This window comes from Niveibacterium sp. (assembly GCF_041909475.1).
Classification (GTDB): Bacteria; Pseudomonadota; Gammaproteobacteria; order Burkholderiales; family Rhodocyclaceae; genus Niveibacterium.
Map to the genome: position 1 here is coordinate 1 of NZ_JAYRDJ010000049.1, position 20,350 is coordinate 20,350.

General features: G+C 65.2%; 14 protein-coding genes. 12 read left to right on the top strand and 2 right to left on the bottom strand.

From position 1 onward, the window contains the following. Positions 1-290: 290 nt before the first annotated feature. The 3 genes from ACE3P0_RS20090 (at position 291) to ACE3P0_RS20100 (ending at position 3,414) form a co-directional block, all read left to right on the top strand. On the top strand, positions 291-1,079 hold the full coding sequence (locus ACE3P0_RS20090) for a hypothetical protein (protein ID WP_374404575.1): 789 nt from the start codon (positions 291-293) through the stop codon (positions 1,077-1,079). Beyond that, positions 1,076-2,887 (top strand): exodeoxyribonuclease V subunit alpha, encoded by a 1,812-nt coding sequence (gene recD, locus ACE3P0_RS20095; RefSeq protein ID WP_374404576.1) that lies wholly within the window; start codon positions 1,076-1,078, stop codon positions 2,885-2,887. The genes ACE3P0_RS20090 and recD overlap by 4 nt, the downstream gene beginning before the upstream one ends. 113 nt (positions 2,888-3,000) lie before the next feature. Further along, a complete protein-coding gene (locus ACE3P0_RS20100; protein ID WP_374404578.1) occupies positions 3,001-3,414 on the top strand; it encodes a hypothetical protein in 414 nt (137 codons plus the stop codon). A 205-nt stretch (positions 3,415-3,619) separates the two neighbouring features. Here ACE3P0_RS20100 and ACE3P0_RS20105 read toward each other — a convergent pair whose 3' ends face one another. Next, entirely contained in the window at positions 3,620-6,019 is a 2,400-nt protein-coding gene (locus ACE3P0_RS20105) for an alkaline phosphatase family protein (protein WP_374404580.1), read from the bottom strand. Positions 6,020-6,299: 280 nt separating this feature from the next. Between ACE3P0_RS20105 and ACE3P0_RS20110 the strand changes: the two genes are divergently transcribed. From ACE3P0_RS20110 to ACE3P0_RS20120, 3 genes are all read left to right on the top strand, one after another. Beyond that, a complete protein-coding gene (locus ACE3P0_RS20110) occupies positions 6,300-7,088 on the top strand; it encodes a gamma-glutamylcyclotransferase family protein (protein WP_374404581.1) in 789 nt (262 codons plus the stop codon). A gap of 101 nt (positions 7,089-7,189) precedes the next feature. Continuing rightward, positions 7,190-7,906 (top strand): hypothetical protein, encoded by a 717-nt coding sequence (locus tag ACE3P0_RS20115; protein WP_374404582.1) that lies wholly within the window; start codon positions 7,190-7,192, stop codon positions 7,904-7,906. Positions 7,907-7,933: 27 nt separating this feature from the next. Beyond that, on the top strand, positions 7,934-13,306 hold the full coding sequence (locus ACE3P0_RS20120; RefSeq protein WP_374404583.1) for an AAA family ATPase: 5,373 nt from the start codon (positions 7,934-7,936) through the stop codon (positions 13,304-13,306). Between the two features lie 24 nt (positions 13,307-13,330). On the opposite strand, the gene ACE3P0_RS20125 is transcribed toward ACE3P0_RS20120, so the two are convergent. Then, a complete protein-coding gene (locus tag ACE3P0_RS20125; RefSeq protein ID WP_374404584.1) occupies positions 13,331-14,647 on the bottom strand; it encodes a hypothetical protein in 1,317 nt (438 codons plus the stop codon). 306 nt (positions 14,648-14,953) lie between these two features. Here ACE3P0_RS20125 and ACE3P0_RS20130 point away from each other — a divergent pair, with 306 nt between their 5' ends. The 6 genes from ACE3P0_RS20130 (at position 14,954) to ACE3P0_RS20155 (ending at position 20,182) form a co-directional block, all read left to right on the top strand. Further along, positions 14,954-17,119 carry a YgiQ family radical SAM protein gene (locus tag ACE3P0_RS20130; RefSeq protein WP_374404603.1) on the top strand — a complete coding sequence of 722 codons (2,166 nt, stop codon included), beginning with the start codon at positions 14,954-14,956 and terminating at the stop codon, positions 17,117-17,119. A gap of 10 nt (positions 17,120-17,129) precedes the next feature. Continuing rightward, on the top strand, positions 17,130-17,483 hold the full coding sequence (locus ACE3P0_RS20135) for a YkgJ family cysteine cluster protein (protein ID WP_374404585.1): 354 nt from the start codon (positions 17,130-17,132) through the stop codon (positions 17,481-17,483). Between the two features lie 39 nt (positions 17,484-17,522). After that, positions 17,523-18,167 carry a Crp/Fnr family transcriptional regulator gene (locus ACE3P0_RS20140; protein ID WP_374404586.1) on the top strand — a complete coding sequence of 215 codons (645 nt, stop codon included), beginning with the start codon at positions 17,523-17,525 and terminating at the stop codon, positions 18,165-18,167. A gap of 93 nt (positions 18,168-18,260) precedes the next feature. After that, entirely contained in the window at positions 18,261-19,052 is a 792-nt protein-coding gene (locus ACE3P0_RS20145; protein ID WP_374404589.1) for an N-acetyltransferase family protein, read from the top strand. 192 nt (positions 19,053-19,244) lie between these two features. Continuing rightward, complete coding sequence (locus ACE3P0_RS20150) at positions 19,245-19,895, top strand: N-acetyltransferase family protein (protein ID WP_374404590.1); 651 nt, start codon at positions 19,245-19,247, stop codon at positions 19,893-19,895. Between the two features lie 38 nt (positions 19,896-19,933). Then, the gene (locus ACE3P0_RS20155; protein WP_374404592.1) at positions 19,934-20,182 is read left to right on the top strand and encodes a hypothetical protein; all 249 of its coding nucleotides are present in this window, start codon (positions 19,934-19,936) and stop codon (positions 20,180-20,182) included. Positions 20,183-20,350 lie beyond the last annotated feature (168 nt).

Genomic DNA, 20,350 nt, shown 5'->3' on the forward strand with positions numbered 1-20,350 from the left:
GAGGACTGTCTGAGGCCCGCAGGGCCGAGTTCCGCAGCCGCCCGACTTCGCGAGCACGCGAGGGAAGTCAGGCGCGTGCGCCTGACCGCGAACGCCGGGTCGCCTTTTCTTGGTTACTTCTTTTGGCGAAGCAAAAGAAGTAACACGCCCGCCGGGGGCGGGACCCCGGCCAACGCGCAGTTGACCGGCGATGGCACCAATCGCGAGCCGCAACCCTCAATCGTCGAACCTAGCTTTGGGGCTCGCCACGCGCAGGCCAAGCCAAGTATTCATCCAAGGAGGCTTGATCAATGACGCACCCGACCGCCCAGACCATGAGCGCCGCGCTGCTCTTGGCCCTGCTCGCACTACCCGCGTGCCGCGACTCGGCCAAGGTGGCTGCAGAACAAACCGCCATCGAGCAAGGCAAGGCCGCCATGGCGTACTGGGAAAACAAATGCAAGACCGTGGCCGGTGAAAAGATCTACCGCAAGGTTGAAGGTGTAGAGGGGATCTTGCTGCTTAAGGTGCGGCACAAGGCATCGGACCCGGAGTGGTATGACCGGAACTTCGCCGGCGCGGCGTTTGCACGAGAGCGGCAAGCAGACGGATACATCGAATCCTTCCTTGGGTACGAACACAGTAGCGGCGGCCGCGGGTACATCAATTCGACGCCCTCCCATGAGCCTGGCTACCGCTACGTCGACGTGATAGACGAGAAGGATGGGACGCGTTACCGCTACACAGTTCGGCGAGAGCGCGATCTCAAAGCCAAGACTGAATGGTGGGATGTATTTCTTGATCGAGTTCCGGCGCCGGACCCCGCGCCGCGCTATGCCGTGACCTACGAAGACCACGTGATCCCCGAAGAACGGGCGCTAGGTGTCGCGAGCAGCACCCTCAAAGTGATCGACACCCAGACCAACGAGTTGCTGGCCGAACGCACGGTCTACGCCGTGACCGGCGGATTCGAAGCGCACAGCAGTACGCCACCCTGGCTGGTGGCCAAGGTTTGTCCAATCCAGCCGGGGGACTCCACCGCTGAGACCCGCCTTTTCGCAGATCAGGTGCTGATTCCAGCGCGGACGGAACAGAAATGACGCCCGACGCCGCCCTCCCCGACGGCTTTGCCCACCACATCACCCGCTGGGCGCAGCGCGCCGGCGCCAGCGAGCCCGCCGTCGCCCTCGCCGAAGCCGCCGCGCGGCTGGTGTCGGCGGCCACCGCCGACGGTCATGTCTGCGCCCATGTGGATGGGCTGCTGCCGCCGTGGCAGGCGATGCCACCGGATGAGCTGCACGCCGCGCTGCTGGCAACCGGCGTGGTGGCGGACGACGCCTCCGCCGAGCCAGCGCCCCTGTTCGCCGATGGCAGCGGCCGCCTGTACCTGTGGCGTTACCACGACTACGAGCGCCGCCTCGCGAGCGCCTTGCATGCACTGGCGCAGCCGTTTGCGCTGGCCGATGCCGATATCGCGCGCCTGCGCGCCCAGATCGACCAGCTCTTCCCGGCCGACGCACAACGCAGCGGACCGGACCGGCAGAAGCTGGCCGCGGCACTTGCGCTGCAAGGCGGGCTGACGGTGATTTCCGGCGGGCCGGGCACCGGGAAGACGCACACCGTGGTCGGCCTGCTCGCGGCCCTGCTGACGCTACAACCGGACACACGGGTCGCGCTCGCAGCGCCCACCGGCAAGGCAGCCGCGCGGATGATGGACACCCTGCGTCGCCGCACCGCGGATCTGCCCGCGGCGATCCGTGAACGCTTGCCGACCGAGGCGTGGACGATCCACCGCCTGCTCGGTGTCACCAGCGAGGCCGGGCGCTTCCGCCACCATCGCGATAACCCGCTGCCGATCGATGCCTTGGTGGTGGACGAAGCCTCGATGCTGGATCTGGCGCTGGCGACGCGGCTGGTCGAAGCGATGCCCACCGGCGCACGGCTGATTCTGCTCGGCGACAAGGATCAGCTTGCGGCGGTGGAGGCCGGCGCCGTGTTTGCCGAGCTCTCTGCCGGGCAGCGCTTCAGCGATCGGCGCGCGGCCGAACTCGCGACCCTTGTCGGAGGTGAGCCCGACGCCCTTCGCGACATCGCCAGCGGCGTTGCACCGCTGCCGGACTCGGTGGTGTGGCTGACCGAAAGCCGCCGCTTCCTCGCAGACTCCGGCATTGGCCGGCTCGCATCAGACATCAACGCCGGCCGCGGTGTGGAGGCTCTGGCCTGGATGCAGGCAGGCACCGACGAGTCGGTACGCTGGATCGATGACGCAGGCGACGCGCCCAGCGCGGCGAGCCTGGCGGCCGTGCTTGCGGGCTATGCGCCCTACTTCGAGGCGCTGCTTGACGAGGCGTCTGGTCATGACCCGGCCGTGTTGATGCGCGCGCTCGATCGCTTCCGCGTGCTGTGCGCGGTGCAGGCGGGGCCGCGCGGCGTGATGGCGATCAACGAATTCGTTGCACAACGCGTGCGCCGGCTGACCACGCCGGCCAGCAGCAACCCGTGGTACCGAGGCCGTGCGGTGATGATCCTGCGCAACGACTATGCGCTGCGGGTGTTCAACGGCGACATCGGCCTCTGTGTGCCGGGGCCGGACGGCGAGTTGGCCGTCGCCTTCCCCGATAGCGATGGCACCTGGCGTCGGCTGACGCCCAGCCGCCTGCCCGAACATACCGACGCCTTCGCGATGACGGTGCACAAATCGCAGGGCTCCGAGTTCGAGCGCGTGCATCTGCTGCTGCCGGCCAGCGCCGCAGCAGTGATGACGCGCGAGCTGGCCTACACCGCGGTGACGCGAGCCGCGTCCGCGGTCGAGATTTCCGGCAACGGTGAGATTTTCATCGCGGCTTGCGCGCAACCCACGCTGCGGCGGAGCGGGCTGGGGCGGCAGTTGATGCAAGGCTCGCACTGACGGGCCAGAGCACCGGCATTTCGGGCTGGCGGCACACGCCCGGCTTGGCCATACTCAGTTGGACAACGCAGCCTGACAGCGCCTGAGCGCACACCGCGAGCGGAGGGTTCGAAATGCCAACAAGCGCCGGTTATTCGGGCACGCCGCTGGCGAAGAAGCTCGGCATCAAGGCATCGAGCCGGATCTATCTCGTCGGCGCACCTGAGGGCTTCGTCGCCCTGCTCGACCCGCTGCCTGCCGAGGTGGTATTCGAAAGTGCCGCCGGGCCGCAGGTGGACATCGCACATGTATTCGCGACCGAACGCGTGGCGCTGGATCGACAACTCGCCGCACTGCGCGCCGCGATGCGCGACGACGCGGCGGTGTGGGTGTCGTGGCCGAAGAAGGCCGCCAAGGTGGCGACCGACATCACCGAGGACACGATCCGCGAACTCGCGTTGCCGCGCGGCTATGTGGATATCAAGGTCTGCGCGGTGTCGGAAGTGTGGTCCGCGCTCAAACTGGTCGTGCGAAAGGCCCTTCGCTGACCATGCAAACCGGAAACCGGCGCCGCAGTTGAACCCGGCATTCGTGAGGTCCATGCGGCGCCGTGTGCCCAAGGCATCGCACCGACGGCGCGCGTGTGCGCGACCTCACTGACCCGCACAAAGCCCGAACCCGCAGGACTGGCTGACCGAACTCAACCAGCCCCAGCGGGTTCCCGTACCCTGAGCGGCCCCTGAGGCGCCGCGCTCAGCCCATCCGCTTCGCGAACTCGTCGATCAGCGCATGCAGGGTCGCGAGGTTGGTGGCGCGGGCGAGTATGTCGTCCGACACCTTGGTTGCTTCTGCCGCGCTGAGCTTGCCGCGCGCGATCGCCCACACGATACGCGGCGTCATCAAGCGGTGCAGATCGTTGAGCGCGAGATCCAGATTCGGCGTGCCTTCACGCGGGAAATCACTGTCGTACGGCGGCGTCAGCTCCGGCGCGTCGGTGCGGGGCGTTGTGCGCTGGAACACGGCCTCGAAGGTCGGTGCACGGTCGGTGCGGTCGCCCAGTGCCCAGGCGGATTTCGGAACGCCGTACCAGTGCAGCAGCGTGGCGAGAATCGAGGTCGAGTCGTAGTGCACCGGCGTCGATGAGCGGAAGACCGTCTTCTCCTTGATCCACGGCGACACCAGGATGGTCGGCACCCGCACGCCCATCATGTCGAAGCGGTAACCATCCACGACGTCGTTCGGCCAAGGGTTCTCGGCGTACGGCGGCGCCGCATGGTCGTAGATGCCGCCGTGCTCATCAAAGGTGATGACGAACAGCGTCTCGTTCCACGCCGGCCCCGCCTTCATCGCGTTGAACAGTTCGTTGAGCGCCTGCTCGCCAGGAATGACGTCCGGCCCCGGGTGGTAGGACGTGGTGCCCGCCGAGCCGACCCAGACCGGCTCCAGGAAACTGAATGCGGGCAGCGTGCCGGCGCGCGCGTCGGCCTTGAACTGTTCGATGCTCGCGATGTGCGCAGAGGGATTCGCGTCCACCGAGGGAATCTGCCCCTGCAGGTACAGGTGGTAGGTGTGGACGAAGCCCATCCACTCGATCGAGTTATAGATCTTCCAGTCGGTGTAGCCGTTGGTCCACAGCACCTTCCAGACCGACTGGCGATGCCAGGTATCGGGCCAGTCGACATACTGGGTGCCGTTCTGGAAGTTGTTGAGTTGGCCGAGCGCGGAGCCCGAGAACGCAAACGCGCGGTTCGAATCGGTCGCGCCCGGCATCGAACTGAACCAGGCGTCGGACACCGCGTAGTGCTTGGCAAGGCCGTTGAGCACCGGCAACTGTGTGGGACTGTAGGTCAGCATCACCGAATCGGATGCGTTGTTCCACACGAAGCCGCCCATGTCCGGCTTCGCGCGCTCGGCGTAGCCGTGCGGGTTCTTGTAGAAGTACTGGCGCATCACGTCGGAATGGTCGTGGTACGGGTCCACGGTGAGGAAGTCGAGCGACCAGTCGTCGCTCAGCTTGCCGTCCTTGTACTGGCTCAGATAGACCTTGCGCTCGGCGCCCTTGTCGTCGGTGCCGATGTTGAACATCTCCGTGCTCGCGCCGTCGAAGGGCGCGTCGTTGCCGACGAAGTGGATACCCGCCTCGCCCTTCTCGTACAGCCAACCGCAGACGTGGTCGAAGGAGCGGTTCTCGAGCATCAGGTAGACGACGTGCTTGATCTTGTCGCGCATGAAGTCGACCGTGCCCGGCACCGCCTTGCGCTGCTCGCAGACCGGGCGCAGAGACTGGATCGCAGTGAGCGTCGTATGCGCATCGAAGTCCGCAGGCAGCACGCCACTGCGCACCGGCCCGGTGAGCGGATTGGCCGCGCGCGGGTCGAAGCGCCACAGGCGGTAGCTGCGATCGGCGGGCACCCAGTCCAGAACGTGCTCGCCGATCGCAACCAACTGGTGGCCCGCGTCGATGTCTTCCCAGCAGCCATGCTGGATGCTCGGCCGCGCGAGCGGGAATTCGTTGCCCGGATCGAAACTCCAGACCCAGTAGTCGCCGGTCCCAGGTACGCGATCGAGCACATAGTTGCCGAACGGGATCAGCTCATGGCCCGCCTCGATCGAGTCGAAGGCGCCCTGCGGTGAGTAAGGCACCGGCAGCGGATCGGTCTGGCAGGGCGCGAGCGGGTTAGGGTCGAAATTCCACAACTGGAAAGTGCCACGCCCCGCTTGCGGAATCAGGTTGAGGACGAAGCCGCCCATCGGCACCAGCATCAGGTTCTTGCCGGAGTCGAAACTCTTCGCGGCACCGTTGGGGTTGCCGAAGTCCGGCCGCGACCACCAGAACTTGGGCTTCGGCCACAAGCCCTTCTGCACCGGCGCGCCGGCGAGCGGATCGTCGCTGGCGGGGTCGAACTCGAACAGCCGGTACGGGAAGCTTGCCTGATAGGCCTCCAGCGCCACCGGCCCCCATTCGAGCAGGTAGCGCCCGATCGACAGGATCTGGTGGCTGTGATCGAACTTGGCGCCGGGTTTCAGCGGCATGCGCTGCAGCAGATCGGCGCCATCCAGACTGATGCGCCACATCGCATAGGCGTCGTCGGCATCGGAACGGCTGATCAGATAGTCGTGCGAAACAGGCACGGCAGGGCTGTGCGTGGTCATCGTTGTTCTCCGCAGGGGGCCGCGCGCGCTGCACAGCCGTGTTGTTATGGTGTCGCGCACTCGCGGCGCGATCCGTTTCAGCTTAGCAGGCGCGTGTGAAATCGAGCCGTTTTTGCGCCACATCCCTGGCGTGAAAATTACCTGGACGCTCGGCGATGAAGCTGAGCACCCAGCACGCAGGCACCGATCACTGCAGCGCGAGCGAAGGCCGCCGACGCGAAGCGGAAACCCTGCGTGCTAACCTCAAACGAACAATGTCTGGCTCGGGGAGGATTCAGGGGTGTTCTGGTATTTCGGCTACGGCTCGAACATGGATCTGCGCTCGTTGCGCGCCAAGGGCGTGGAACCCCAGCAATCCATGCGCGCGGTGCTGCGCGGTTGGCGCCTGCGCTTCAACGTGCACCACTTCTTCCGCCATGAAGGCGGCGTCGGCAATATCGAGCCGAGCACCGCCGCCAGCGACCATGTCTGGGGTGTGCTGCACCTTTGCGAGCCACATCACCTCGCCCTGCTCGATGCCGCCGAAGCTTACGGCCACGGCTACGACCGCATCACAGTGCAGGTGGAGACCGAACAGGGCCTGCAGGCGGCCACCGCCTACGTCGGCATTCCTTCGTTCATCGACGAACAATGCCGGCCGACACGGCGCTACCTGAACATCCTGCTCAAGGGCGCCGAGGCGTCCGGCCTCGACCCGGCCTACATTGAGGCGCTGCGCGAAACGCCAATTCATGTGAAGAAGCCGGTGCAGCCCTTCACGCCGCCTGCTGGCGACTACCCGGTATTCGATGCCGCAAGCCTGGCGCTGCAGCCGCTTTACACGGCCCTTGCCGGCTCTGTGTTCGATATGGCCGACGCACGCTGGCAGCACGACTTCCTGAAGGGCTTCTTCGGCGGACGCGACATGACGCTGTTCCACCTCAAGCGCCTCGATCACTCCGATGGCAGCGAGACGCTGGACGACATCCGCTACAACCGGCTGACGCCGGCTCAGCGCCTCTACCTCGACGAATACCTGCACGCCTACAGCGACGAGTACCGATACGTCGGTCGCTACCGATACGACTGATGCTTCGGCGCGCGAGCGCGCGGTTCCGGCGTCTTTTGCGATTGCGGCAGTTACTGCCACGAAGTACCCTGTAGCCCCTGACAATCGTGAGGTTTTTTGCCATGGATCAATACGCACCACCCCTGCCGCACGGCCCGCTGGAAGAGGTGTTCCCCGACGTGTTCTTCGTCACCGGCACGATGAAGACCGAGCTGATGAACGCCCACTGGCACTTCAGCCGCAACATGACGGTGGTGCGCGATGGCGACGAACTCACGCTGATCAACTCGGTGCGGCTCGACGACGCCGGCCTGGCACAGCTCGAAGCGCTCGGTCAGGTCGCGAACCTCGTCAAGATCGGTTCGCTGCATGGCCGCGACGACGCCTTCTACAAGGCACGCTACGGTGCGCGTTTCTGGGCCCTGCCCGGCATGCAGCACGAAGGCGGCTTGGTCGCCGATGCCGACCTGGTAGCCGGCGGTAAAGTGCCGTTCAAGGGCTGCAGCGTGTTCGAATTCAAGACCACCAAATTGCCGGAAGCCATCCTGCACGTCGACCGCGCTGGCGGCATCCTGGTGGCCTGCGACGCACTGCAGAACTGGGTACAGCCCGACAACTTCTTCTCGAACGACTCGCGCAACATGATGGCCGGCATGGGCTTCTTCCAACGTGCGAACTTTGGCCCGGTGTGGATGCAGGTCAGCGAACCGAAGGTGGATGATTTCTCTCGCCTGCGCGAACTCAGCTTCAAGCACGCCCTGTGCGGGCACGGCGAACCGCTGCGCGACATCGCAGCGGAAGCCTACGGCGCGCGTATTGCGCAGGTCTTTGCGGGCTAAGGCTCGCAACTCATCGCGCACCCCTGCATGCCCGCGCCCGAGCTCTCCGGCTACCAGATCGGCGCGGCACTGCATCAGTCCCGTGTGCGTTCGGTCTTCGAGGCAATACGCCTCGAAGACAATGCACCCCTGATCATCAAGACGCTTTCAGCCGAGTATCCCGGCAAGCAAAGCGTTGCCGAGTTGCTGCGCGAGTTCCAGGTTACGCTGCGCTTGCAGCCGGTTGAAGGCGTCATCCGCGTACATGGTCTGGAGCCGCACGGAAACGGGAACCTGGCGGTCGTATTCGAGCGTTTCGGCCACCCGCTCGCCCATCGGATCGCCTCGCAGCGCGGCGCCGACGTGCCACTGGATCTGTTCTTCGACGTCGCGATCCGCGTGGCAGAGACGATTGGCCATGTGCACGAATTCGATGTCGTCCACAAGAACATCCAGCCCCACAGCATTCTGCTGAACGACGCGGGCGCAATCCGGCTGATCGACTTCGGCATCTGGTCCGAGCTCTCGCGCGAGCGGCCCAACTATGCGCATTCCCGGCGTATCGAAGGCGTGCTGCCGTACATATCGCCCGAGCAGACCGGGCGCATGAACCGCGATCTGGACTACCGCTCGGACTTCTATTCGCTGGGTGTCACGCTCTACGAACTGCTGACTGGTACGCTGCCCTTTCAGGCATCGTCAACGCTCGAATGGGTACATGCCCACATCAGCGCGGCGCCCCGCTCGCCGAGCGATGTGCGGCGTGGCATTCCGGACGCGGTGTCGGCAATCGTACTGAAGCTGCTCGCAAAGAATGCGGAGGATCGCTACCAGAGCAGCTACGGATTGATCGCCGACCTGCAACGCTGCCAGCGCGCCTTGTCGCAGACCGGTTCGGTGCCCAGCTTCGCCTTGGGCGAACGCGACGTCTCACGCAAGTTCCAGATTCCGCAGAAGCTCTACGGCCGCGAACCGGAACTCGCAACGCTGCTCGCCCTGTTTGAGCATGTGGCGACCGGCGCCACCGAGTTCTGCATGGTGTCCGGTTACTCGGGCATCGGCAAATCGGCGCTGGTCAATGAGATCGCCAAGCCGCTCGTGCGGCGCAACGGCTATCTGATCCAGGGCAAGTTCGACCAGTTCCATCGCAGCACCCCTTACTCGGCCGTCGGGCTGGCGCTGCGCAGTCTGGTGCCGCAGTTGCTGGCGGAGCCGGAAGCGCGCACCGCAGCGCTGCGCGAGCGGATTCTCGCCGCGGTGGCGCCAAACGCGCGGCTACTGACCGACCTGATGCCGGAACTCGAACGCATCATCGGCCCGCAACCCGCCGTGCCGGAGCTACCGCCCACCGAGGCGCAAAACCGTTTCCAGATCGCACTGCTCAACTTTATCCGTGCGATCACGGCCGAGCAGCCGCTCGTGATCTTCCTCGACGACCTGCAGTTCAGCGACGCATCGTCGTTGAACCTGATCCGGTGGCTCGCAAGCGCGCGCGAGCTGACCCGATTGCTGTTCATTGGCGCCTACCGTAGCAATGAAGTCGACGTGGGTCACCCGCTGCGGCTTGCGCTCAACGAGGTCGAAGAATCCCGCACGATCCACGAATTGCCGCTGCGCCCCCTGGAGCAAGCATCGGTGGAGCAGCTCGTGGCCGACACGCTGGGTTGTGCGCCGGCCGACAGCGCCCCGCTCGCCGCGTTGCTACACGACAAGGCACAAGGCAACCCGTTCTTCCTTACCGAGATGCTGCGGACGCTGGAGCAATCTCGCGCGATCCGCTTCGCGCCGGAGATTGGTCGCTGGCGCTGGGACATGGCCGCCGTGCAGCAGAGCGGGCTCAGCGGGAACGTGGTCGACCTCGTGGTTGCCAACCTGCGCAAGCTGGCACCCGATACCCAGCGCGTGCTGCAGCTCGCCGCCTGCATCGGCAGCCGCTTTGACCTGCGCACCCTTGCGGTGATCCACCAGCGTTCGATGGATGCGACCAGTGCGGCATTGATGCCCGCACTCAAGCGCCACATGGTGATCCCGTTGCAGGATGACTACAGGCTCTTCGGCGCCGCTGGCGCGGGCGAAATCCCCGCTGACGATGCCGCAGCGCTGAACCCGGTCTACCGCTTCCAGCACGACCGCGTGCAACAGGCCGCCTACGCACTGATCGACGAAGACCAGAAGCAGGCCGTGCACCTCTCGGTCGGCAGGCTGATCCTGCAGCACGCCGATGCCGACGAGCGCGAGGCTCGCCTGATCGACATCGCGGACCACCTCAACGAAGGTCGCCGACTGATCGACGATCCCGCCGAACGCCTCACGCTGGCGCGCCTGAACCTGGCGGCAGGCATCAAGGCGCAACGATCGTCAGCCTACGAGTCGGCGCTCGAATATCTGCGCATCGGCCAATCGCTGCTGCCGCAGGACGCGTGGGACAGCGAATACGAACTGGCGAAGGCGCTTGCGACCGAGTTGCAGCAATGTGCCTACCTCACCGCGCGCTACGACGAGGCCGAAGCCGGCATCGAACAGCTGCTCGCGCGTGCCCGCACTGCGCTTGAGAAAGCGGACATCCTCTCGATGCGCACGCGGCAATATGCAACCACAGGGAAGATGACCGAGTCGATCCGCGCCGCCATCATGGGGCTCTCGCTCCTCGGCATGCGCATCACGGACAACCCGGATCGGGCCGCCATCCAGCGTGAAAAAGCGGCGGTCAAGCGCAACCTGGGCGGGCGACCGATCGCATCGCTGATCGACGCCCCACCGCTGACCGACCCGGCAAAGAAGGTCGCGATCCGCTTGCTGATGGAAATTTTCCCCGCCGCCTTCCTCTCCGGCAGCGGGAACCTGTTCCCCTTCCTGGTGCTGAAGTCGGTGAACATCTCGCTGCAAAGCGGCAACAGCCCGGAGGCGGCATTCACCTACGCCGCCTACGGCATGTTGCTGTGTGGCGTGCTCGACGACCCCGCGACCGGCTACGCCTACGGCCAGCTTGCGGTAGCGATGAACGACCGCTTCGACGACATCACGCTTAAATCGCGCGTGCTGTATGTCTACACGATGTTCGTGCACCACTGGAGCCAGCACTGGTCCAGCATGACGTCCTGGTTCCGGCGTGGCATCGAATCGGGCTATCAATCCGGCGACCTGCTCTATCTCGCCTACAGCGCGCAGGACTGCATCATCTGGGATCCGAAACTGGATCTGGAAACCGCCGAGCAGGAGCACGCCGATTTCCTCACCATCGTGCGCGACTGCGCGTATCACGATTCGCTCGATTCCGGCACGCTGTTCCTGCAGATGCAGCGCAACTTCCTCGGCCGCACCGAAGCGCTGTGCTCAATGAACGACCCCGGCTTCGATGAACAGCGCTGCCTGCAGGGCATGCTGCAACGGCGCTTCATGACCGGCGTGGCGAACTACCACATCTACAAGGCGGAGATCTGCAGCCTCTACGGCGAATACGCCGAAGCGCTCAAGCATGTGCGCGCGCAGGACAAGCTGATGGCCTCGGCAATGTCGCTGCCCCAGTTGGTGCGCTTCCAGATCGCCGCCTTCATCACGCTCAGCAGCCTCTTCCCGCAGATGGATGAGGCCGAACAAGCCGAAACGCGCAAGCGCCTGAACGCAGATCTGCGCCGCATGCGCCGCTGGGCCGCGCATTGCCCGGACAACTTCCTGCACCTGCAGCGCTTGATGGAAGCGGAATTGGCGCGGCTCGACGGCCACAACGAACTGGCGCTCAAACGCTACGAACAGGCAGCAGACGCTGCCCACGCAAGCGGCTTCCGTCGCGACGAGGCGATGGCCAACGAACGCGCCGCGCGGCATCTGCTCGCAACGAATCGTCGCAAGGCCGCCGAGGGCTACCTGAGCGCCGCACGCCACCTCTACGAGCGATGGGGCGCGCACCGCAAGGCAGCGCATCTGGAAAGCGAGTTCCCACAGTTGCGCGGTTGGCAATCCGCACCAGCGCCACAACCCGACACTGGCACCCCACCCGCCGACAGCAGCGAGGAATCACCGGAGACGGGTGCGCTCGACATCGCATCGGTCATGAAAGCCTCACAGGCCATCTCGGGCGAGATCGTGCTCGAACGCCTGTTGAGCACCACGATGCGCATCATGCTTGAGAACGCGGGCGGCCAACGCGGCTGCTTTGTCGTGCGACACGACGGCCAACTGGTCATGGAAGGCGCATGCGAAGCGGGCAATGGCGAAGTACAAGCCGCGCAGCCGATCAACGCCGCGGACGCCGCCCTGCCGCTGCCGATGTCGATCGTCTATCAGGTGATGCACACTCAGCAGCCGGTGGTGCTTGCTGACGCGAGCGCACCGGGACACTTCGCGCGCGACCCTTACCTGCTCGCACACAAGCCGCGCTCGGTGCTCTGTGTGCCGCTACTGCGCCAGGGCAAGTTCGAGGGCGTGATCTACATGGAAAACCGGCTCGCAGCCGGGGTGTTCACCGAAGACCGCATCGAGATCCTGAAACTGCTCGCCGCGCAGGCCTCGATCTCGATGGAAAACGCGCGGCTCTACGCGTCTCAGCTGCAGCTCGTCGAAGCCCAGCGCCGCTTTGTTCCCAGTCAGTTCCTCGAAAGCCTGAACCGACGCGATATCGCGCAGGTTGACCTTGGAGAGCATGTCGCGAAGAACATGAGCGTGATGTTCGCCGACCTGCGCGGCTTCACGCCGCTTGCCGAGCGGCTCGACCCGCGCACCGTGATCGCGCTGCTCAACCGCTTCTTCGTCAGCATGGAGTTGCCCATCACCCACTCGGGCGGCTTCATCGACTCGTTCGCCGGTGACGAAATCAAGGCATTGTTCGACACCACGCCCGATGCCGCCGTTCGAGCCGGCATCGAGATGTGGCGCGCGTTGGAGGCCTTCAACGAACGCTCGATTGCAGCCGACCAACCGACACTGCAGATGGGTGTCGGCATCAATAGCGGACCGGTGGTGCTGGGCACGGTCGGCGGGCACGATCGCATCCAGTGTTCGGTGATCGGCGACACCGTCAACCTCGCGTCACGTATCGAGCAGCTCACCAAGGTCTATCGCGCGAACCTGCTCATCGGTGAACAGACCTACCTGAGCCTCGCTCAGCCCGAATCAATCGAGACCCGCCTGGTCGACCGCGTTGCCGTTAAGGGCAAGAGCCTGCCCGTGGCGCTTTACCAGGTCATCGACGCCGAAGCCGCCGCCCGGCGCGACGCCCTGCTCGCCAGCCGCGACATGCTGCAAAGCGCGACGTCGCTCTACTACGCTCGCCAATTCGACGCAGCACTCGGCGCCTTCCAGACGATTGCCGCGCACGATCCGAACGATGCCGTCCCGCCGATCTTCATCGCACGCTGCGAACGCTACCTTCAGGAGGCCCCGGCACCGGAGTGGCAGGGCGTCGAGAAGCTGCTGACCAAGTGATGCGGCCGCGGCGGCGCCGCGGAATCAAGCGCCTGCGGGCACCGACGCGCAACCAAAACACGGTGAGTAGTTGCTGCCACCCTTTTGCTGACAGCGCTGTTTCGCCTCTTCAAAGGAATACATCGGCGAGATATTGACGGGGTCGAAGCACAGGTCCATCTGTGCGAGCGCGCAGATCGTCAGGCGATCGTTCGCGTCGGGGGGATTGGGGGCGCCGTCGCCGTTGGGGGCGCCGAACCAGCGCATGCAGGCGGTTTCTTTGGCCGCTTGAGGATCGAAAGTTTTGCCTTGCGCAACGGCGTCGGCGTAGAGGCTGAGCCAGGTTGCGGCGACCAGATCCTGCGCCTCGTACTTCTGGATGTTGGGGATCTTCGACGGGTCGTTGGTGCATTGGCCGGTCACACCCGCCGCGATCATGTGGTTCGCGATCATGTACGGCGTCTGCTTGGGGCTGTCCGGGTTGAGTCGCAGCAGTCCCACCTGCAGCACTTCAACCGTCGGCGAGCCGTTCTTGTCTTTCGGCAGCAGCGCCTTGTAACGGGTGCGGAACCAGCCCGGCGCCTGCGGATCGTAGAGCGGCGAACCGCACACCAGCAGCGGCAGGCTGAACGGGTTGGACGCGTTCGCCGGCGGGTTGAGCATCAACTCCAGCATCGAGCGCACGTAAGTCAGCCCGCGCTTCTCGTCGTCAAAAAACTGCGAAGTCAGGTTGATCGGAAAGTAGTCGTTGGGGTATTCGCTCTCCCCCGACCCGGGCGCGGCGATCGGGTTCACATCCAGGATCGAGTGATACAAGCTTGTCTCCTGGATGCCGACGCAAGTGAGCAGCTGCGCCCAGCGTCGCAGCGTCATGTTGTTGAGGTAATCCGCAGTGCGGTACGCGACGATCGGCGGGTAGTGCATCAGGGACACCGCACGTTGATTGGCGATCGGCATGCCAAGCGGCAGACAGGGCAGCCATTCAGATGGGCCGTCACTCCGGTTCACCGGGAAGCCGGCCATCGGGTTCCACGCCGGCGTGCGCTTGCAAGCGTCCGCCCCCTTCAGCGCGAGGCCAAAGTGGGCCTCATCAAGCATCGCAACATGCATCGCCTTGAACTGCTCGGCCTGTGACTCGAAGCCGGGCATTGGGTCAAAGCGTATGCGGTACCCCGCCTCACCGCGGATGACCTTCAGCGAGTCCGGCTTGATAGCGATCCCGTCCTGCGCGAGGGAACTCGCGGTGAAGTGCGCGATCACTTCTGCGAAGGTCTTAAGACCAACGTCCGGTTTGAGCAACAAGGGATTCGGATACAGCTTTTCCTGGTAGCCGCGGCGGCCCGGCAGCAAATACTCGATCATGGTTCTTGTCTCTCTGTCTGTTTTGGGGTGGCGATCGGCGGCTGCGCACATGAACACGCCACGCGCACGCCGGACCGTTGCAGTCTATGTACCCCCACGGGCGCCCGCCAGTACATTTTCACGTTGACGCATGTCACTGACGCGAAAAGGGTTTTTAACCTGCCCTGCATGCCTTCTGCCCCTCATCACTTACGGCGCGAGGCCCCGCATTCCCGTACAATCCGCCCCCTCATGCGAGCTGAAGCCCCCTCCCTTCTCGACTACCCGCGCCACCGCAAACTGAAGCGTCGCGCGCCCTTCCTGCCGATGTCGCTTGCCGAGATGGACGCGCTGGGCTGGGACGTGTGCGACATCATCCTGGTGACGGGCGACGCCTACATCGACCACCCGAGCTTCGGCATGGCGCTGATCGGCCGCGCGCTGGAGGCGCAGGGCTTTCGCGTCGGCATCATCAGCCAGCCAGACTGGACCTCGGCCGAGCCCTTCCGCGCGCTGGGCCGCCCGGCGCTGTTCTTCGGCGTCACCGCCGGGAACATGGATTCGATGATCAACCGCTACACGGCGGAGCGGAAGATCCGCTCGGACGACGCCTACACGCCGCACGGCGAGGCTGGCAAGCGCCCGGACCGCGCCGTCACCGTGTATGCGCAGCGCGCCCGCGAGGCCTATCCCGACGCGAACATCGTGATCGGCTCGATCGAGGCGAGCCTGCGCCGCATCGCGCACTACGACTACTGGTCGGACAAGGTGCGCCGCTCGGTGCTGCCGGATTCGAAAGCCGACCTGCTGATCTTCGGCAGCGCGGAACGCGCGATCATCGACCTTGCCTACCGCCTGGCTGCGGGCGAGGCGATCGAGGCGATCCGCGACCTGCGTGGCACGGCCTTCATGGTCAAGCGCGGCTGGAAGCCGGCCGAGGACTGGAGCGAACAGGACTCGACCGAGCTCGACCGCCCCGGCCGGATCGACCCGCACCCCGATCCCTACGCAATGGAGCCGCAGCAGACAGCCAGCGCGCCGAACGCCGATGGTTCGATGCCGGTGCGCATCGTGCCGGCGGCCGAGCGCGTCGCGGCCCGCAAGGCGCAGCGCGCCAAAACGGTGATCCGCCTGCCGGCCTTCGAGCAGGTGACGGACGATGCGGTGCTGTACGCGCACACCTCTCGCGTGTTCCACCTCGAATCCAATCCCGGCAACGCGCGTGCGCTGGTGCAAGGGCATGGGGATCGCGACGTGTGGCTCAACCCGCCGCCGGTGCCGCTGACCACCGAGGAGATAGACTGGGTCTTTGACCAGCCCTACGCCCGCGCGCCGCACCCGGTGTATGGCGATGCGCACATCCCGGCGTGGGAGATGATCCGCTTCTCGATCAACATCATGCGGGGCTGCTTCGGCGGCTGCACCTTCTGCTCGATCACCGAGCACGAGGGCCGCATCATCCAGAGCCGCTCGCACGAATCCATCCTCAAGGAGATCGAGGAGATCCGCGACAAGGTGCCCGAGTTCCGCGGCCACATCACCGACCTGGGCGGCCCCACGGCCAACATGTACCGCATGGCCTGCAAGGACCCGAAGATCGAGTCCTCGTGCCGGCGCCTGTCGTGCGTCTACCCGGGCATCTGCGAGAACCTGAACACCGATCACTCGTCGCTCATCGAGCTCTACCGCAAGGCGCGGCGGATTCCGGGCGTCAAGAAGATCACCATCGGTTCGGGCCTGCGCTACGACCTCGCGGTGCGCTCGCCCGAGTACGTGAAGGAACTGGTCACCCACCACGTCAGCGGGCTCTTGAAGATTGCGCCGGAGCACACCGAAGAGAACACGCTGTCGAAGATGATGAAGCCGGGCATCGGCACCTACGACAAGTTCAAGCGCCTGTTCGACAAGTACTCGAAGGAGGCGGGCAAGAAGCAGCACCTGGTGCCCTACTTCATCGCCGCCCACCCAGGCACCACCGACGAGGACATGCTCAACCTCGCGCTGTGGCTCAAGGCCAACGACTTCCGCCCCGACCAGGTACAGACCTTCACGCCGACGCCGCTGGCGATGGCCACCGCGATGTACCACACGCGGCGCAACCCGCTGCGCAAGGTCACGCGCGATTCGGAAATCGTCGAGACCGCGCGTTCGGGCGTGCAGCGCAAGCTGCACAAGGCACTGCTGCGCTACCACGACCCGGCCGGGCATGAGCTGATCCGCGAGTACCTGCAATCGATCGGACGCGATGACCTGATCGGCAACGGGCCGCATCATCTGGTGCCACGTGCGGCGCCAGCCCGCCTGCAACGCACTGGCGCAAAACCGCGCGGCGGCAACGACTTCGTGCACGCGATCACGCCCAACGGGCGTGGCAAGCCAGTGCCGCGGGCGGGTCAGAATCAGGCGCCGCGCGCGGCACCGAAGCCGGCCACACCGAGCGCGAAGAAGCCCGTCACACGCACTTCGCCGCGCAAGCCGGGCCGGCCACGCTAACACTGCCCGCATGCCTGACACGCGCACCAGTCGCGCCACCGATAACCCCTGCCTGGATTGCGGCGCCTGCTGCGCCAGCTTCCGGGTGTCGTTCTATTGGTCCGAAGCGACGGACTTGCCCGAAACGCTGATCGAGCAGGTCACGCCCTTCTTTGCCTGCATGGCCGGTACCAATGGCGCCGCCCCACACTGCAATGCGCTGCAAGGTGTGGTCGGGCAGCAGGTTGCCTGTCGCGTTTATGCGCAACGCCCGCCGGCCTGCAGGGAAGTCGAAGCCGGTGACGACAAGTGCAACCGCGCCCGCTCACGTTACGGCCTTGAGTCCTTGCCCAGACAGGAAAAAGAAGCGTCGAGCGTCGCCTGAGCTTGCGGTATCGTTATCAGCCCCCGACTGAACCGCAACATGAAAAACGACGCTCCGCTCTCGCCGTCCGTGTTGAAGGACGACATCCTGGAAGCCATCGCCGCACACGGCGGTGTGCGCACTTTTCCAGCCCATTCGGTGCTGATCAATGAAGAAGACGAAACCGACTCGATCTTCATCCTGCTCTCCGGCCGGGTGAAGGTGTTCGGCGCTTCCGCGCAAGGGCGCGAGGTGATCTACAACACCCTCGGGCCGGGCGAATACTTCGGCGAAATGTCGCTCGACGGCGGCCCCCGTTCCGCCTCGGTAATGACGCTGGAGCCAACGACCTGCGTGGTGGTGGCGGGCAGCAAGGTGCGCGATTTCCTTGGCAAGCATCCAGACTTTGCGCTGCACCTGATCCGCAAGCTGATCGGCCTGGTGCGGCACTCCACCGACAACGTGAAGAGCCTCGCGCTGGACGATGTGTACAGCCGCGTCGCCCGCCTGCTGAACGATCGCGCGCGGGAGGTGGACGGCCGCCTGATGGTGGCGGACAAGCTGACGCAGCAGGACATCGCGGACCATGTCGGCTCCTCGCGCGAAATGATCAGCCGCATCTTCAAGCAGCTCACCACCGGCGGCTATGTGGCGCTGGAAGGCAAGCAGATCGTGTTGCTGAAGAAGCTGCCGGCGGGCTGGTAGCAGCGGCATCGCGGTGCGCCCTTGTGAAAATGTCACAGGGCGCATGCGACAAGCTGCGACGAAGCGCCCGCGCGGTTTCCGTAGAGTCTCTCCATGCCAAGCGCACCCGACAACAGCGCCACGGCACCCGGTAAATCCCCCCCGACCGAGGAGAGCATCATGCACGCGAGCCTGCGCGAAACCGCCACCTACAGCATCCACGCCTACCCGGCGCACCTGATCAATTCGATCGCACTGCGCCGCGGCCTGCGCGCCACGCTGCGCCCGGTACTGCCGCAGGATGCGCCTCTGGAACAGAAGTTCGTCGCCACGCTGTCGCAGGGCGCACGCATCAACCGCTTTCACGGCAACCTCTGTGGCTTGAGCGAGCAGGTCGCTGCGCAGATCACCTGTATCGATTACGTGCGCCAGATGGGCTTCGTCGTCACGCTGCCGGAAGGCGACGATGAAGTCGTGATCGCCGATGCGTGCTATGTGCTCAACGACGACGGCGACACCGCCGAATTCGCCATCGCGGTATCCGATGCGTGGCAGCGGCAAGGCCTCGGCAGCCAGATGATCGAAGCGCTGTGCGACGCAGCCCGCCGCGGCGGTGCCCGCTGGCTGTACGGCGAAGTGCTTGCCTCCAACGCCGGCATGCTCGGGCTGATGATCCGCTGCGGCTTCACCGTGCGCCCGCATCCGGCGGACGATCAGTTGGTGCGCGTCGAACGCAGCGTGCACGCCCCTGCAAGGGCTCGCCGCACCATGCGTCGCCCCAACCGACTGCTCGCCGCATTGAATCACGCGTTGCCGCGCTGGCTGCAACGCGTGCAAGGCAGCACCACCAAGGTAACGCCCAGCGGCCGCAGCTACGAACGCCAGTTGCTCGGCCGCGTCATGTAAGCCGCGCAGATCGCAACACGCAAGGCCGCCTTCGGGCGGCTTTTTCGTTCACCGCGCGGCATGTGAATAAGTCACAAAATCCGAGCGACTTGCTCCTGCGAACGGTTTCCCGGCCCCGTCTAAAGTTTGTCCCATGCCGCAGCGACAACGCCAAGGCACATCAGAGCAGACCACAGAACACGGGAGAACCCCATGAAAGTCCACGCACACCGTACGGCCAAGACCACCGTCCACGCCTACCCGGCCGAGCTGATCGAGGCAATCACCCTCAAGGACGACCAGCAAGTCGCCGCACAGGGCCAGCCCGCCCGCGGCCTCGCAGCCGCCCGCTTCGCACGCTGCGACAGCCACACCGGCGAACCCGATGTCGCCACCACCGATGCGCTGATCTGCCTCGACGCAACCGACCAGATGGGCTTCGTAATCACCGCCTTCGATGGCGAGCGCGAGATTCTCGTTGCCGAGGCTTGCTACGTGATCGCTGACGACGGCGACAGTGCGGAGTTCGCCCTGTCGGTCACCGAAGGCTGGCGCGGCCGTGGCTTCGGCAAACAACTGATGGCCGCTCTCTGCAGCGCCACCCGCCAGGCCGGCGTGAAGCGACTCGTCGGCGAGGTGCCGGTCGGCAATGGCGCGATGCTCGCCCTGATGCTGCGTTGCGGCTTCTCGGTACGCCCGCAGGCCGATGACGACCGCTATCTGCGTGTTGAGCGCCGCCTCGTCACCACGCAGCCGGGCGCCCAGCCCGGCACGCAGCGCCTTGCGCGCAGCCCCTCGCAAGTGTTCGACACGATCCAGCACGCGTGGCCGCAGTGGCTGCTGCCGACGCGCTTCGCGTTCTGATCTGGCCGCCGCCAGCACGCCAGCCCAAGGAGCCGATCATGAGACTGCACGCCACCCTGCCGCATATCGAAGCCCCCCTCGCGCTGCATGGGCACGAAACGCTGATGCATGCGATCGCAACGATCCGCAGCAATCTGTCGGCACTGGCGCCGCACTGGCCGCGCAACCTTGAAGAGGAAAGAAGCTACTTCCTGTCGCAGGCGATCAATCACGAAGACCTCGAACTGCGCATCCGTGCATGGGACGCGTGGCAGGCGCGTATCCACACGATGCCACCCGCACTCTGACGCGGGGCTCGATGGGCAAGGCCAGCCGGGCGTGATGCCCCGCCGGCTTTTTTGTGTTCGTCGCGCCGCGAATCGGTCTGTGAAAAGGTCACAGAAACGATGCGCACAGCGCCATCGTCGCCCTGGCGACACAGTCATAAAGTGGTCTCACGTTGATGACCCCCACCA

Excerpts from the sequence above, each read along its gene's own strand:
- ACE3P0_RS20140 (WP_374404586.1), top strand. The coding sequence starts at position 17,523 with ATGAAAAACGACGCTCCGCTCTCGCCGTCCGTGTTGAAGGACGACATC.
- ACE3P0_RS20145 (WP_374404589.1), top strand. The coding sequence starts at position 18,261 with ATGCCAAGCGCACCCGACAACAGCGCCACGGCACCCGGTAAATCCCCC.
- ACE3P0_RS20105 (WP_374404580.1), bottom strand. The coding sequence starts at position 6,019 with ATGACCACGCACAGCCCTGCCGTGCCTGTTTCGCACGACTATCTGATC.
- recD (WP_374404576.1), top strand. The coding sequence starts at position 1,076 with ATGACGCCCGACGCCGCCCTCCCCGACGGCTTTGCCCACCACATCACC.
- ACE3P0_RS20125 (WP_374404584.1), bottom strand. The coding sequence starts at position 14,647 with ATGATCGAGTATTTGCTGCCGGGCCGCCGCGGCTACCAGGAAAAGCTG.
- ACE3P0_RS20150 (WP_374404590.1), top strand. The coding sequence starts at position 19,245 with ATGAAAGTCCACGCACACCGTACGGCCAAGACCACCGTCCACGCCTAC.
- ACE3P0_RS20120 (WP_374404583.1), top strand. The coding sequence starts at position 7,934 with ATGCCCGCGCCCGAGCTCTCCGGCTACCAGATCGGCGCGGCACTGCAT.
- ACE3P0_RS20135 (WP_374404585.1), top strand. The coding sequence starts at position 17,130 with ATGCCTGACACGCGCACCAGTCGCGCCACCGATAACCCCTGCCTGGAT.
- ACE3P0_RS20090 (WP_374404575.1), top strand. The coding sequence starts at position 291 with ATGACGCACCCGACCGCCCAGACCATGAGCGCCGCGCTGCTCTTGGCC.
- ACE3P0_RS20130 (WP_374404603.1), top strand. The coding sequence starts at position 14,954 with ATGTCGCTTGCCGAGATGGACGCGCTGGGCTGGGACGTGTGCGACATC.
- ACE3P0_RS20115 (WP_374404582.1), top strand. The coding sequence starts at position 7,190 with ATGGATCAATACGCACCACCCCTGCCGCACGGCCCGCTGGAAGAGGTG.
- ACE3P0_RS20155 (WP_374404592.1), top strand. The coding sequence starts at position 19,934 with ATGAGACTGCACGCCACCCTGCCGCATATCGAAGCCCCCCTCGCGCTG.
- ACE3P0_RS20100 (WP_374404578.1), top strand. The coding sequence starts at position 3,001 with ATGCCAACAAGCGCCGGTTATTCGGGCACGCCGCTGGCGAAGAAGCTC.